The organism is Azospirillum tabaci, assembly GCF_014596085.1.
Classification (GTDB): domain Bacteria; phylum Pseudomonadota; class Alphaproteobacteria; order Azospirillales; family Azospirillaceae; genus Azospirillum; species Azospirillum tabaci.
Genome location: NZ_JACCJY010000008.1, coordinates 80,998 through 93,803, shown reverse-complemented (window position 1 = coordinate 93,803; position 12,806 = coordinate 80,998). Strand labels below are relative to the sequence as shown.

Sequence of the window (12,806 nt, the reverse complement as noted above, 5' to 3'; positions counted from 1 at the left end):
CTCACGCCTGTTCATGGGGTTCATGCCGGGGATCGGGTGCGTTTCAGCCGGGCCAGCGCGATCCGCACCTGACCCATCAGGTTGGCGGGGTTGAGCACGGCCAGGGCCAGCAGATAGAGGCTGCCCGCCGGGGCGAGCTGGACGAGCAGCAGGTCGCTTTCCATCGCCGCGATCTTCAGCCCGGCGGCGAAGAGCAGGGCGGCGGTGGTCACCTTCAGAAGATCCTTCACCGGCACCGCCAGGACGCCGGCGCGCGGCATCAGGATGGTCGCGGCCACCACCCAGCCGAGCTGCGCCGCCAGCGAGCCGTAGGCCGCTCCGATCACCCCGAAGCGCGGGATCAGGAACAGGTTGGCGCCGATGTTCAGCACCGCCGTCAGCATGGTGAGCTTCAGGATGTAGCCGGTCTTCTTGGTCAGGTGCAGCGACAGGTCGAAGTGGTAGATGCGCAGGATGCTGATGAAGACCGACAGGGCGACGAGCGGCATGATCGCCGCACCCGTCTCGCGGTACGCCTCGCCGAGCAGCAGCCCGACGATCCCCTGGGCGGAGATGACCTCCATGAGCACCAGGGGCAGGCAGACCAGCAGGAGGATCGTCAGGTTCTGCGCCATGATCGGGCGCGCGGCGCGCGGGCCGGCGCTGTCGAAGGCGCGCGACGCCATCGGCAACGTGACCAGCGAGGCCGCCGACGCCACCAGCATGATCGGCTGCTTGGCGAGGTCGAAGGCCATGGCGTAGGCACCGGCCGCCGCCTCGCCGATGAACCAGTAGATCAGGAAGCGGTCGGCGAAATCGAGCGCCCAGCCGACCATCAGGCTCAGCATCAGCGGGCCGCCGAAGGTCAGCAGCAGGCCGACCCGCTCCCGCGCCGGCCAGCGCAGCGAGATGCCCTTCAGGTCGGAGCGCAGCCAGATCGCGGTGACCAGCAGGAAGCCGATGCTGGTGCCGAGCAGCAGCCCCTCCTCCTTCCAGCCGATCAGCACGAAGGCGGAGCCGAGCGCCAGCCCGAACAGCGCCTTGGCGAAGGACTTGGCCGCGAAGACGGAGCCCTTCAGCCGCGCCCGCGACATCTGGATCGACAGGTCGAACCAGGAGATCAGGATCGCGATGACCGGCAGATACAGCACATAGTCGATGCCGTTCATGCCGGGGTAGAAGGCGACCACCGCGCCCAGGATGGCGAGCACCCCGCAGGCCACCACCAGGAAGGCGGTGACCACGGTGGAGAGCCAGGCGTCCCGCTCCGCCGCGTCGCTGCCGCATTTGCGCAGGACGAACAGGCCCATCCAGGAGAAGCCGCAGGCGTTGATCGCCGCCGCCGCCGCCATCACCAGCGCGTAATGGCCGTAGGCCTCCGGCGTGACGATGCGCGAGAAGACCGCGACCGCCGCGAATCCCAGGATGCCGACGGCGATCCGGGTCGCGAAGAAGGCGAAGCCGCTCGACATCATGACCGCGACTCCGCCACCGGGATGCCGTTCTGCAGCTTGGGCCGCCGTCCCGCCGACGGACGCGGCGTCAGGGCATGGGCGTGGACCGTCTTGGCCAGCCGCGTCTGGAAGGCGGTGAAGAGGAACCACAGCAGGCCGTTCTGGATCAGCAGGCTGCTCTCGGCGACGTTGCCCAGCAGGAGCATCATGGCGAAGACGATGTGCCAGCGCGCCGCCCCGCTGCGGTCGACCGGGACGATCCGGGCGATCCGCGACAGGTAGATCACGTAGGCCACCAGGAAGAGGCCGAGGCCGAGCAGGCCGACGTCCAGCGTCGTCTGGATGAAGCCGTTGTGGGCGTGGATGTCGAAGCGGCCTGAGGTGCGCCAGAACAGCGCGCCCGGCGCGTCCAGCCCCGACCAGAAGGCGCTGAAGCCGTAGCCCAGCACCGGCTGCTGCTCGATCATCCGGATCGCGAAGTCCCAGATCAGCGTGCGCCCGGTCAGCGTGATGTCGCGGCCGAGCAGCGCGACGATGCTTTCCAGGTTCAGCAGCGCGAAGATGGCGGCCAGCATGATGACCATGGTGCCGCCGTACAGCTCCAGCGCCAGCGACCCGGCGTCCTGCCGGTGGGTGACCAGCATCACCAGCGTCATGCCGGCCGTGGCGACGATCAGCGCCGTGGCGGAGCCGGACATGGCGAGGCAGCCGGCCATGATGGCGAAGGTGCCCAGCCGCCAGACCAGCGCCATGGTGTCGGTCACCGGGCGGGAGCGCAGGACGAACAGCCCGGCGGTGAGGCCGAAAGCCATGGCGTCGCCCAGGCCGTTCTTGTGGGAAAAGACGCCGCGCCACTGCGATCCCTGCTCCGCCGGCATCAGGCCGTAGCTCGGCAGGCCGACCGCCAGCAGCGCGCTCAGCACCGCCAGGACGAAGACCGCGCGGTGGATCAGCCGGGCCAGGGCGACCTCGCCGTAGGACAGGCCGACATAGAGGCCGAAGATGGTCGTGCCGACCAGGGCCACGCTGCGGCGGATGGTCAGCGACGGGTCATGCGACCACTGGCTGGACGCGATGGCCAACACCACCATGAGGGCCATGGGAATGCTGAGATAGCGGAAGGCCCGGACGCCGTGGAGCATGACGATCCGCAGCAGGGCCGTGGCGTAGAGGCCGGCGAAGATGAGCTGCTTGATGGTGTCGCCGGAGGATTCCGGCGCGCCGCCCGCGCGCAGGATGAAGCGCTGCGAGGGCGCGGACATCATCACCGACAGCAGAGCGTCCCACAGCAGGATCAGGCCGATGGCGCACACCACCTGATCGAACAGGCTGGGCGTGAGATCGGCCGCGCTGCGCAGGAGCGGCGTCCGTGGCCGGGCGGGCGGCGCGTCCGCAGCGGGCGCCGCCGCCAGAGCGGCTCGGTTTCGCGGAAATGGCGTTGCACTCATCCTGTTCCCCCGATGAACCCCCTGGGTCAACTCCTGCCCGGGGGTACGGAAACGCCCGGCCGCCGGGGCGCCGGGCGTTTCCGCCGTCACGTCATGGTCAGCGCGTGTAGTAGCGGCGCGCCTCGTTCATGCCGTAGGCCTCTTCCGACGCGTCGGTGCGGGCCAGCTTCTTCAGGTCCACCCGGCTCAGCACGACGCTGGTCACGTCGCGGCCCAGCTCGGTCAGCCGGTCGATGGCCCGCTGGACGACGGCGCGCGGCGTCTGCTCCCAGCGCACCACGAACAGGCATTCCGTCGCCGACCGGGTCAGCACGCCCGCGTCCGCCACGACCGCCATCGGCGGGGTGTCGAGGATGACGCAGTCGTATTCGAGCGAGGCGAACTTGATGATGCTCGCCAGCTTCTCCGACCCCAGAAGCTCCTGCGGGTGGTCGCAATGCGGGCGGCCGACGACGTAGTGCAGTCCGCTGCGGCCATCCACCTGGACCACGTCCTGCCATTCCGCCTTGCCGACGATCAGGTCGCTCAGGTCGCCCGGCGCGTTGTCGCCCAGCACGTTCCCGATGCGCGGGCAGCGCAGGTCGCATTCCAGAAGCAGAACCCGCCGGCCGGACGCCGCCAGCATGCGCGCCAGGGTCAGGCAGACGGTGGTCTTGCCCTCGCCGGGAACGGCGGAGGTCACCATCACCACGCTGCCGGTGTTCAGGGCGCCGCGGGCGTAGAGCGACACGCCGATGGCGCGCACCGCCTCGCTGTACTCCGACCGCGGACGATCGAGGACGTAGTCCTCCGGCTTGGCGTTCTTGTGGTGCGGCAGGGACGGCACCAGCCCGATGGCCGGCACGCCGATCGTCTCTTCCACATGCTGGGTGTTGCGGAAGGTCTTGTTCAGATGGTCGCGCAGGAAGGCCAGGAACATGCCGATCAGCAGGCCCACGGCCAGACCGCCGCCGACGAACAGCTTCTTGCCCGGCGTCGACGGCTCCAGCGGCGGTTCCGCCTTGGACACGACGCGGGCGTCGCGCTGCTGAAGGTCGCCTTGCTCGCGCGTTTCGACGAGACGCTGGAGCAGCCCTTCATAGACGCGGCGGTTGGCGTCGGCTTCGCGCTGAAGCTGCGCCAGACGGACGTTGGCGCCCAGCTCGCCGGCGGTTTCGGCGGTCAGCTTCTTCAACGCGGCCTCAAGCTCGCGCTCGCGGGCGCGGGCGATCTCGACCTCGTTGTTGATGACCGCCATGATCTTGGTGGCTTCCTCACGCATCTTCTGGCGCAGGTTCGTCAACTGGTTGACGTAGGCCTGCACCGCCGGATGCTGGTCGCCGTAGCGGGTGCGGTATTCGGCCAGCCGCCGCGCGATGCCCGATTCCTCCTCGCCCAGCCGCTGGATCAGCGGCGAGCCGAGCACCTCGGCGGCGTTGCCCTCGGTCGGGCTGCGCGCGACGATCCGGGCGTTCTGCGCCCGCGCCTCCGCCCGGCCGCGCTCCGTCTGGGCGACGACCAGGGCGCGGTTCAGCTCGGCCAACTGCTGCGACAGGAAGGTCTCGCCGCCGGCGCTGCCGAGCACGAGGCCCTGCTGCGCGCGGTAGTCCTGCACCGCCTTGTCCGACACCTCGACCTGGGAGCGAAGTTCGTTGATGCGGTCCTCCAGCCACTTGTTGGCCTGCTGGGTGACCTCCTGCTTCGTTTGGAGCTGGTCGAGCAGATACTCGTCCACGAAGGCGTTGGCGATGCGCGCCGCCTTGTCGGCTTCCTTCGCCTTGAAGGAGACGACGATGGTGTAGGACTGCGCGTCGCTGGTCGCCGACAGGCCGCGGCGAACGTCCGCGATGACCGCGGCGCGCTCCTTCTCCGGCGACGTCGGCTCCTTCAGGCCGATTCCGGCGGAATTCAGGTAGCCGGTGATCTGCTGGCGCAGCGGCGACAGGTCGTAGCCGACGGTGTCGTTGATGCCGGCGATGGCCCGGTCGATGGCCGAAGGCCGCTCGATGGCGCCGTTGAACTCCGGGTCATGGACCAGCCCCAGCCGGTCCACCACCTTGGCGGCGGTGGCGGTGGAGGTGATCATGTCGATTTCGGTCCGGATCGCCGCCGCCTCGCGCGGCAGGTTGGAGATCACGGCGTTGATGTCCGTGACCTCCGTCGTGCGCGGGTCGATGATGAGCACGGCCTGGCTGGTGAACCGCGGCTCATAGAGCAGGGCACCGGTGGTGGCCAGCGCGGTGCAGCACAGGACGCTGGCGATGATCGTGCTCCGGCGCCGGCGCAGCACCTGAAGGAGGTCGCGGAGCGCGACCTCCCGCGTGCTGGCTTCGGACCCCAGGGCTCCGTCTACATGAGTGTACGCGGCCATCCCATTCTCCTGAGGATCGGTCGGTTAGGGTCCAGGCCGGCGGTCAGCCCTTCACGATCTTCTCGTCGACGATGCCCGCCTTGCCGAAGGCGTTGCGGGTGTCGACGATCAGCGGCAGACCGTCCAGGAAGGCCTTCAGATCGAAGGAGTCATGGTCGGTGCACAGGATCGCGGCGTCGAAGGCGCCTTCCTGGATCTCCTCCAGCGCGACCGACGGCGTGCCGGCCATGCGGGCCAGACGGCGCGTCTCCGGAAGCTCCGGCACATGCGGGTCGTAGTAGAAGACCTCGCAGCCGCGGTCCTGGAGAAGATCGATGATCTTCAGCGCCGGGCTTTCGCGCATGTCCTCGATGTTCTTCTTGTAGGCGACGCCCAGCACGAGGATGCGCGACCCGCGCAGCGCGCGGCCCAGCTTCGAGTCCATGGCCTGGGACAGCCGTTCCACCACGTAATGCGGCATGCGGGTGTTGATCTCGCCGGCCAGCTCGATGAAGCGGGTGGCGACGTCGAACTCGCGGGCCTTCCAGGTCAGGTAGAAGGGGTCGATCGGAATGCAGTGACCGCCCAGGCCGGGGCCGGGGTAGAAGGGCATGTAGCCGAAGGGCTTGGTCTTGGCGCCCTCGATCACCTCCCATACGTCGATGCCCATCGCGTCGTAGACGACCTTCAGCTCGTTGACGAGCGCGATGTTGACGCAGCGGAAGATGTTCTCGGTCAGCTTCACCGCCTCGGCCGCCTCAAGCGACGAGACTGGGATCACGCGCTCCAGCGCGCGGCCGTACATCGAGCAGGCGATGCGCAGCGCGTTGGGGTCCTCGCCGCCGACGATCTTCGGGATGCGGGCGGTGGTGAAGGTTTCGTTGCCGGGGTCCTCGCGCTCCGGCGAGAAGGCCAGCAGGAAGTCCGTGCCGCTGACGAGGCCGGTCTTCTCCAGGATCGGGCGAACCACCTCGCGCGTCGTGCCGGGGTAGGTGGTCGATTCGAGGACGATCAGCTGGCCGGGGCGCAGCACCTGGGCGATCTGCCGGGTGGTGACCTCGATGCAGCTCATGTCCGGTTCGCGGTTGCGCGTCAGCGGCGTCGGCACGCAGATGACGATGGTGTCCATGTCGGCCAGCGTCTGGAAATTCGCCGTGGCCGTGAAGCGGCCCTCCTCCAGCATCCCGCGCACCTCGTCGGTCGACACGGTGCCGATGTAGGAGGTGCCGCCGTTCAGGCTGGCGACCTTCTCCGGGTCGATGTCGAAGCCCGTCACCGAGAAGCCGGCCCGCGCGAACAGCCGCGCCAAAGGCAGGCCGACGTAACCCAGGCCGATGACGCCGATGCTGGCGGTGCCCGCCGCGATCTTCGACTCCAGCGCCGCCAGGGCTTCCGGAATGCCGGACGTGCCGACCGAACCCCCGCTCACCAACAGGTCGGCAAACTCATTGCTCGACATAAGACGTCTCCTTTTCCGGCTCTCTTGCTCGTAGAGGTTTCACCGTTATTCGCGCTGTATTGCAGAGACCAAATTCACTGACACAAAACCGAAGCCAAGGTCCGGTTCTGAAATCGGGCCTTGGCTTTTGCTGTTCATAAGACTGATCGATCGGCGTTTCCTCTCACCGAATACATTAGGCTGCTTTCTCTAAGCACCCAGCAATCGTGATAGAAAAAGTGGCAGCCGTAAACGTCGTAAAAGGCCGAACTACCGTCAGTTGACCGGGTGACCTTTCTTGTGAGACTTTCGGGATGACCATCCCGAAAGGTGCTTTATTAACCCCTTTTGAGTAACCACGGGCAGAATAGACGAAAGGAGCCGGACCGGCGCGTCAGCGGCCGGACGGCTCCTTCGCACCGCGGTCATCCCTGGACGGCGACTCCCTCCGGTTGCAGCCCGGCGGTCTCGGGCAGCGTGTTGTGCATCAGGAAGCTGGCGTCGCCGTCGCCCATGGTCAGCAGCCAGTTGCCACGCTGGGCGAACTCCTCCCGGTCGATGCCGGCGTCCGGCCCGGCGTGCGCCATCACCCGCACCGGGAAGCCCACGCGGTCGGGCACCTTCATCATGCCCATGGCGAGGAAGGTCCGCTCCGCCCGCGTGTTCAGCGTCCGGCAGATGAGGGCGGTCGCGCGCTCCGTCGCGGCGATGCGCAGCGTGTGGCTCAGCAGGACCCACAGCCACTTCGGCTCGCACAGGTAATCCACGATGGCGAGGCAGGGCTCCTTGCGCCAGGTCTCGCGCCGCAGCACGACGTAGCCCAGCGGCTCGTTCCCGCGCGTCAGGATGAAGCGGCGGTAGGCCGAGGCGCAGGGGATCGCGTCGTAGCGCCAGCGCAGATGCGTCAGGTCGCGCAACGCGATCAGCGGGTAGTGCGGGGAGGCGCGCCGCCAGATGGCGTCGGCCCGCCCGTCGAACCGCCCGATCTCCTCGAACCGCGCGCCGGTGGCCCGGCTCAGAAGATGGCCACCGATCCGCGCACCGTGCAGGGCCGGACCGGCGATCGTCCCGATGGTCCGCATGCGGCCCTGGAGCGAGGACGCCTCCAGGCAGCGCCGCGTGTCCACCGGGAAGACGTAGGCGGGCAAGGCGCCGATGTCGATCCAGCCGGCCTTGCTGTAGGCCTTGTAGGCGGAATCCGAGATGTGGATGGCCATGGCCAGCGGACGGCTGTCGAGCTGGGCTTCCGCCAAGGGCGTGAAGGCGCCGCGCATCCGCCATTCCGGCAGGACCATCAGGCTGTTGGCCCAGGAGGCCGGGATTTCCCGGTCCCGCGCCTTCAGGCGGAACGGAATCCCGCATTGCTGGCCGACGATCTGCCCCTGCCGCTTGCACACCCAGACTTGCGGCCCGTCCGCGTCCCGGTCGGGCACCTCGTCGAAGAGCCAGCGGTTGTAGGCTTCGTCCACCTGCCAGACCCGTTCCCCGAACATCTTGCGCTGGAAGCCGCGCAGTTCTCCCGTGTCGGAAGCGTCGAAACGGAAAACGGTTTTCTTCAGCCGGTCGGTGATCGACTGACCGACGGTGCTGCTGCTGGTGCTCACATGCCCCCCCTTGTTCGAACGCGCCGTCCCTTTGCCCGGCCCGCGGCTCGCCCGCGGACGTCGGAGCGGAAGGTCAGCGCACGGATTCCGGCCGCATTCCGGATGCTTCCTGCACGGTTCCTCCTGATGGTTGGTTGGCGGTGGTCCCGATCCGGGGTTCGGTCCTGGCTTCTGTTCGGGCGTCGTTGCTGACCCGGTTGCCGGTGACGGCCTTGTCGATGGTGTCGGCGATGATGATGGCGGCCCGCTTGCCGTTGCGGTGGAAGACGTTGTCGCGCAGCTCCAGCGTGATCGAACCGTTGCCCTTCTGGTGCTGCAGGACACCGCCGTTGTTGTCGTAGAACTCGTTGTCGTAGACCCGGTAGGTCACGTCGATCCCGCGATTCTGGCCGAGCGAGATGCCGGCATCGGCGTTGCGGAAGATGACGTTGCGGTAGATCTCGGTGCTGGACTTCGCCAGGATGCCGGCGCCGCGCGGGTTGTCGTGGATCAGGTTGTCGTGGATCTTCAGCGCGCTGCCGGCCTGCCCCTGGTCGTGGTAGAGGCCGTGGGAGCGGCCTTCGCCGCCGTTGATGCCGTTGTTGAAGACCCGGTTGTGGGCGATCTCGCCGGTCAGGATGCGCCCGTTCCAGCCGGAATAGACTCCGCCGTCCTTGCGCCAGCCGTTGTCGGCGATGGTGTTGCGCGTGATGACCTGATCGGTGTTGTCCGCGGCGTAATGCACGATCCCGTAGGCGCCGTTGCCGGTGATGGCCGACCCGTCGATCCGCAGCCCGTCGGAGGTGCCGGCAACGACGATGCCGGAGCCGCCGTTGCCCGCGACCGTCACGTTCGTCACCGACACGTTGCGCGCCCGCGGGCCGAGCAGCAGGCCGGTGTCGGCCGCGCCGGTGATGGTCAGCCCGTCGAAGGCGACATCCGTCCGCCCGTTCAGGCTGACCGCGATGGAAGCGCCCCGCGCGTCGATCACCGGAGCGTCGCCCGTGCCATAGGCGCCATAGGTGATCGGCCGATCCGTCGTGCCGGAGGAGGAGGCCAGGAGGCTGCCCCGCCAGCTCTCCCCGCGCTCGAACAGAACGCGGCTGCCCGGCGGGAAGGCCGTGGCGTTCACCTTTTCCAGCGATTTCCAAGCCTCCTTCGGGCCGCGGCCCGACCGACGGTCGTCGCCGTCCGTGGCGTCGACGTAGAAGACCGGCGCGTTGTCGGCATTGCGGTCGGTGTTCCGGCGCGCGCTGACAGGCTGCGACGGCTGGGCGGGACGCACAATGGCGGGGGGAGGCGGGGGCAGGTAATCCATGGGTCCGGCTCGCGCGGCCTTACAGGGCGACGCGGATCAGCGCGTAGGCCAGGCCCCAGGCCGCCAGCGCGCAGCCGGTGCACAGCAAGGCCCAGCCGGCCCGGTGGAGATCGAGCAGCGCGGGGGCGACGCGGTCCGCCGCCTTCGGAGCGGCGTCCGTCGGAAGGACGTCAGCAACCCCACCCAGCAGGTTTGGGCTGGCCGGCGTGGCTTGCTCGATCATAGCGATCTCCTCGCGGGGGGCCTGATAAGCGGAGGAACAGGCGACCAAAGCCGCAGCGTGTCCCTATATCGGTATTTTGTGTTACGTCACGGACAAATAAAGGGAAATGAAAAGGGATCACGCTTAAGCGATCAGAGTACGATAAGGGGGCATTCCAAAGGGAGGAATAGGCATTCTCTTTGGAATTGCTGTGTCGTGATCGCCCGCAATGCATATGCCAACGGCAAGAACTCCCTCTCCCGCGGTGGGAGAGGGAGCTTTCCATGGGCCGGACAGCTCAGCCAGCCAGAGCGCGCTTCATGTTGCCGGCGCCACCGCGCAGCAGGCGCTTAATCAGCTGCTGCTTTGCGGGAGCCGGACCGTTCTCGAAGCAAATCCTCTGAATCCGCCGCTGCGGAGCGCTGCGGCGTGGCCAGGAGGTGCCGAAGGTGACATCGACCCCATCGCCATACAGTTCCCCGAACATCGTGTCGGGCAGGCCCTCGTCCGAATAGGGGAAGGCGAAGGAGCCGCAGCCGGGGCCGAACAGTTCCCGAATCCCGGCGACGCTGCCCGTCACCTCCTGCTTCCGCTGCTCGGGCGTCAGCAGGCGGTGGTTGGGGTGGTCGAAGCCGTGGGCGCCGATCGATACGCCTTCCGCCATCAAATCCGTGATCTCGTCGCGGGTCAGATAGGGCTTTCGGGTCGCCAGGAAGCCGGCCGTGTCGAACTCCAGGACGGTGGCGATCTCGTCCAGCACGGCGCGCTGGTGCCAGCTCACCATCATGACGCCCGCGGCGGGATCAGCGGCGATGGCGCCCGCCCGCGCCAGGGTGGCGGCGCAGACGGCGCGGCGGGGATCGGCCACCGCCAGCCGGCTCAGCCGCTCCGCCAGAAGGCTCGCCTTGTGCCGATAGAAAAGCGTCTTGTTGTCGAGGAAGTTCAGGTTCAGGTACAGCGCCGGACGGATTCCCTTGCGGCGCAGGATGGGCATCGCCACCTCCGCGACCTCGCGCATGCCGTCGTCGAAGGTGACCAGCAGCGACGGGCGACGGATCTCCGGCCCGCCCATGGCCGACCCGGTGACCGTGGGCAGGTCCGTCGGCTCGAAGTGCTTCAGGAGGAAGTCGAGATCCTCCGTGAACTCCTTGGGCGTGCGGGGCCGGTAGATGTGCTTGAGATGGTCCGGCACCGTGTCGCAGACGGCGTGGTAGACGACGGCCAGCACCGGGCTGCCGTAGGCGTGATGGCAGGCGGTCCCCAGCGGGTTGCGCAGCGCGTCCATCCACCCGAGCCGCCGGCCCAGACCGCCACCGGAAATCACGTCGGCAACGCTCATTCAAGTCCTCCCGGGGAAGGGTCAGAGGGCGTCCGCGCCATCGGGGGCGAGGCGCTTGGGCTGCATCATGGCAGTGTGGATTCGGGCCATGGCCTGCGCCTCGGTCGGCGTGCGGACCATGCGGTACAGCATCTTCTTCAAGCCCGGCGGCGTCAGCCGGAAGCCGATCTGAAGGGAGGCCGTCGCCAGGAACTCCGAGTTGGTCAGGAAGCCCGACCGCCAGCACCAGACCCGGAAGGCCCATTCGTTGACGGCGTAGCGCAACCCGCCCCGGCGGACGCGCTGCGCCATGCTCGTGCGGAAGAGCAGAAGCGCCTCCTGCACCGTCTCCATGCGCGCCCCGGCCTGCAGCAGGCGGACATACAAATCGTAGTCCTCCAGATTCCCGAAGCAGGAGCGGTAGCCGCCGATGGCAGTCAGCGCCCGCCGCCGCACCATCATGGTGGGGTGCGACAGGACGCAGTGCCACTTCATGCCCTGGCTGATCTCCTCATGGGTCGCCGGGCTGCGCTTCACGCAGGTGATGGCGCCGGGATCCTGCTCGAATTCCGCGTGCCAGGAGAACGACGCGTCCAGCGACCCCTGCTCGGCGAAGGCGCGCGCCTGCGTCTCGAAGCGGTGGGGCAGGCAGATGTCGTCGCTGTCCATGCGGGCCACCAGGTAGCCCGTGCAATATTGCAACCCGTCGTTCAGCGCGCGGGCCAAGCCCCCCTGGTTGCGCCGCCGCACCACCACCAGCGGGCAGGCGCGGGACGCCTGATAGCGGGCGATGACCTTCTCCTGCTCCTCCCCGATCCGTCCATCGACCACCAGCACGCATTCGCGCGGGAGGAGCGTCTGCGTATAGACGCTTTCCAGCGCGGCCTGAAGGTTGTCCGCCTTCTCGCCCGCATAGGTGGCCATAAGCACGCTGATCGATTGAGTGTCCCGACCGTCCCTCGGTCCGCTCACGTGATTCATACCTGGTCTCCACCCCTCTTGTCGTGGCGACGCGGACGGCGTCCCTTGGTCCGGCCATCGGAGGGCGCCCAGCGAAGGGCGACTCTCGATGGCCATGACCACGGACACCGCGGCCCTTGGGAATGGAGGCATGTGCGTGCCGCCCTGAGCCTTGATCCCGCGGCACGCGCGCGGAATCGGTTTCGGCGTTCCTTCCCCGGTGGCCGTTGGTCCGACGCCTCTGCGGCGCCGGCCGTCCCGTCCTTGTCGTCGTTTCCAGTGCCGTTGTTGCCCTGTCTCGTCCCTTTCCTGGTCGGTTCTGCGAGGGTCTCCGTCCGATCCGCATCCCGGACTAGGACACCCCTGGCCGTCGTGTCGGCCTGTGCCGATGCACGCATAGGCACGGAATAAGTCTGCGGACGCTATCAAAGGGCGGATGGCAGGTAAACCTACATAAAGTGCAAGATAAATATCCCCTTCGCAGCGTCCTAAAGGGAAAGCCGTCTGCCACTTTGGTCGATCTTGGAGAAAGTGGGGGATGCCGCGCGCACTGAGCAGAAATAACGGCTGAGCGTTATGAAAAGCCGGTGAACAGGGGTGGCGGCTGGCCTTCATCACTCCGATGAAGCGCATCCTATTGTGCAACGCACAAGGAATAGAGGCGAAAGCGGCGGTGCCGGCCGGGCTGTGCTTCCGATTATTGCCGTTTTGCGTCGCGAGCGGAAGCCGGAAAAGTCACCCGGACACGCCAACGCCCGGCCAGAGACTGGCCGGGCG

9 protein-coding genes are annotated in these 12,806 nt (G+C 67.7%); all 9 read right to left on the bottom strand.

Translation table 11 applies throughout. From position 1 onward, the window contains the following. Window positions 1-20: 20 nt before the first annotated feature. The 9 genes from H0B54_RS11800 to H0B54_RS11760 all read right to left on the bottom strand — a co-directional run bounded on the left by H0B54_RS11800 (window position 21) and on the right by H0B54_RS11760 (window position 11,993). Window positions 21-1,454: a lipopolysaccharide biosynthesis protein gene (locus H0B54_RS11800; protein ID WP_188260468.1), complete on the bottom strand. Its 1,434-nt coding sequence runs from the start codon at window positions 1,452-1,454 to the stop codon at window positions 21-23. Then, on the bottom strand, window positions 1,451-2,881 hold the full coding sequence (locus H0B54_RS11795) for an O-antigen ligase family protein (RefSeq protein WP_188260467.1): 1,431 nt from the start codon (window positions 2,879-2,881) through the stop codon (window positions 1,451-1,453). Before H0B54_RS11795 ends, H0B54_RS11800 begins: the two co-directional genes overlap by 4 nt. Before the next feature lie 97 nt (window positions 2,882-2,978). Then, window positions 2,979-5,231, bottom strand: coding sequence for a GumC family protein (locus H0B54_RS11790; protein ID WP_188260466.1), 2,253 nt, complete (start codon window positions 5,229-5,231; stop codon window positions 2,979-2,981). A gap of 43 nt (window positions 5,232-5,274) precedes the next feature. Then, complete coding sequence (locus tag H0B54_RS11785) at window positions 5,275-6,669, bottom strand: nucleotide sugar dehydrogenase (RefSeq protein WP_188260465.1); 1,395 nt, start codon at window positions 6,667-6,669, stop codon at window positions 5,275-5,277. Window positions 6,670-7,073: 404 nt separating this feature from the next. Next, window positions 7,074-8,252 (bottom strand): GNAT family N-acetyltransferase, encoded by a 1,179-nt coding sequence (locus tag H0B54_RS11780; RefSeq protein WP_188260464.1) that lies wholly within the window; start codon window positions 8,250-8,252, stop codon window positions 7,074-7,076. A 73-nt stretch (window positions 8,253-8,325) separates the two neighbouring features. Beyond that, window positions 8,326-9,549, bottom strand: a complete 1,224-nt coding sequence (locus tag H0B54_RS11775) for a right-handed parallel beta-helix repeat-containing protein (RefSeq protein WP_188260463.1) — start codon at window positions 9,547-9,549, stop codon at window positions 8,326-8,328. Window positions 9,550-9,568: 19 nt separating this feature from the next. Beyond that, the gene (locus H0B54_RS11770; RefSeq protein WP_094303600.1) at window positions 9,569-9,772 is read right to left on the bottom strand and encodes a hypothetical protein; all 204 of its coding nucleotides are present in this window, start codon (window positions 9,770-9,772) and stop codon (window positions 9,569-9,571) included. A gap of 277 nt (window positions 9,773-10,049) precedes the next feature. Further along, window positions 10,050-11,090 carry a polysaccharide deacetylase family protein gene (locus tag H0B54_RS11765; protein WP_188260462.1) on the bottom strand — a complete coding sequence of 347 codons (1,041 nt, stop codon included), beginning with the start codon at window positions 11,088-11,090 and terminating at the stop codon, window positions 10,050-10,052. 21 nt (window positions 11,091-11,111) lie between these two features. After that, window positions 11,112-11,993 carry a glycosyltransferase gene (locus H0B54_RS11760; protein ID WP_094303602.1) on the bottom strand — a complete coding sequence of 294 codons (882 nt, stop codon included), beginning with the start codon at window positions 11,991-11,993 and terminating at the stop codon, window positions 11,112-11,114. Window positions 11,994-12,806: the final 813 nt, after the last annotated feature.

Bases quoted from the DNA above. Each gene is read 5' to 3' on its own strand.
- H0B54_RS11785 (WP_188260465.1), bottom strand. From the start codon at position 6,669: ATGTCGAGCAATGAGTTTGCCGACCTGTTGGTGAGCGGGGGTTCGGTC.
- H0B54_RS11775 (WP_188260463.1), bottom strand. From the start codon at position 9,549: ATGGATTACCTGCCCCCGCCTCCCCCCGCCATTGTGCGTCCCGCCCAG.
- H0B54_RS11795 (WP_188260467.1), bottom strand. From the start codon at position 2,881: ATGAGTGCAACGCCATTTCCGCGAAACCGAGCCGCTCTGGCGGCGGCG.
- H0B54_RS11760 (WP_094303602.1), bottom strand. From the start codon at position 11,993: ATGGCCACCTATGCGGGCGAGAAGGCGGACAACCTTCAGGCCGCGCTG.
- H0B54_RS11800 (WP_188260468.1), bottom strand. From the start codon at position 1,454: ATGATGTCGAGCGGCTTCGCCTTCTTCGCGACCCGGATCGCCGTCGGC.
- H0B54_RS11770 (WP_094303600.1), bottom strand. From the start codon at position 9,772: ATGATCGAGCAAGCCACGCCGGCCAGCCCAAACCTGCTGGGTGGGGTT.
- H0B54_RS11790 (WP_188260466.1), bottom strand. From the start codon at position 5,231: ATGGCCGCGTACACTCATGTAGACGGAGCCCTGGGGTCCGAAGCCAGC.
- H0B54_RS11765 (WP_188260462.1), bottom strand. From the start codon at position 11,090: ATGAGCGTTGCCGACGTGATTTCCGGTGGCGGTCTGGGCCGGCGGCTC.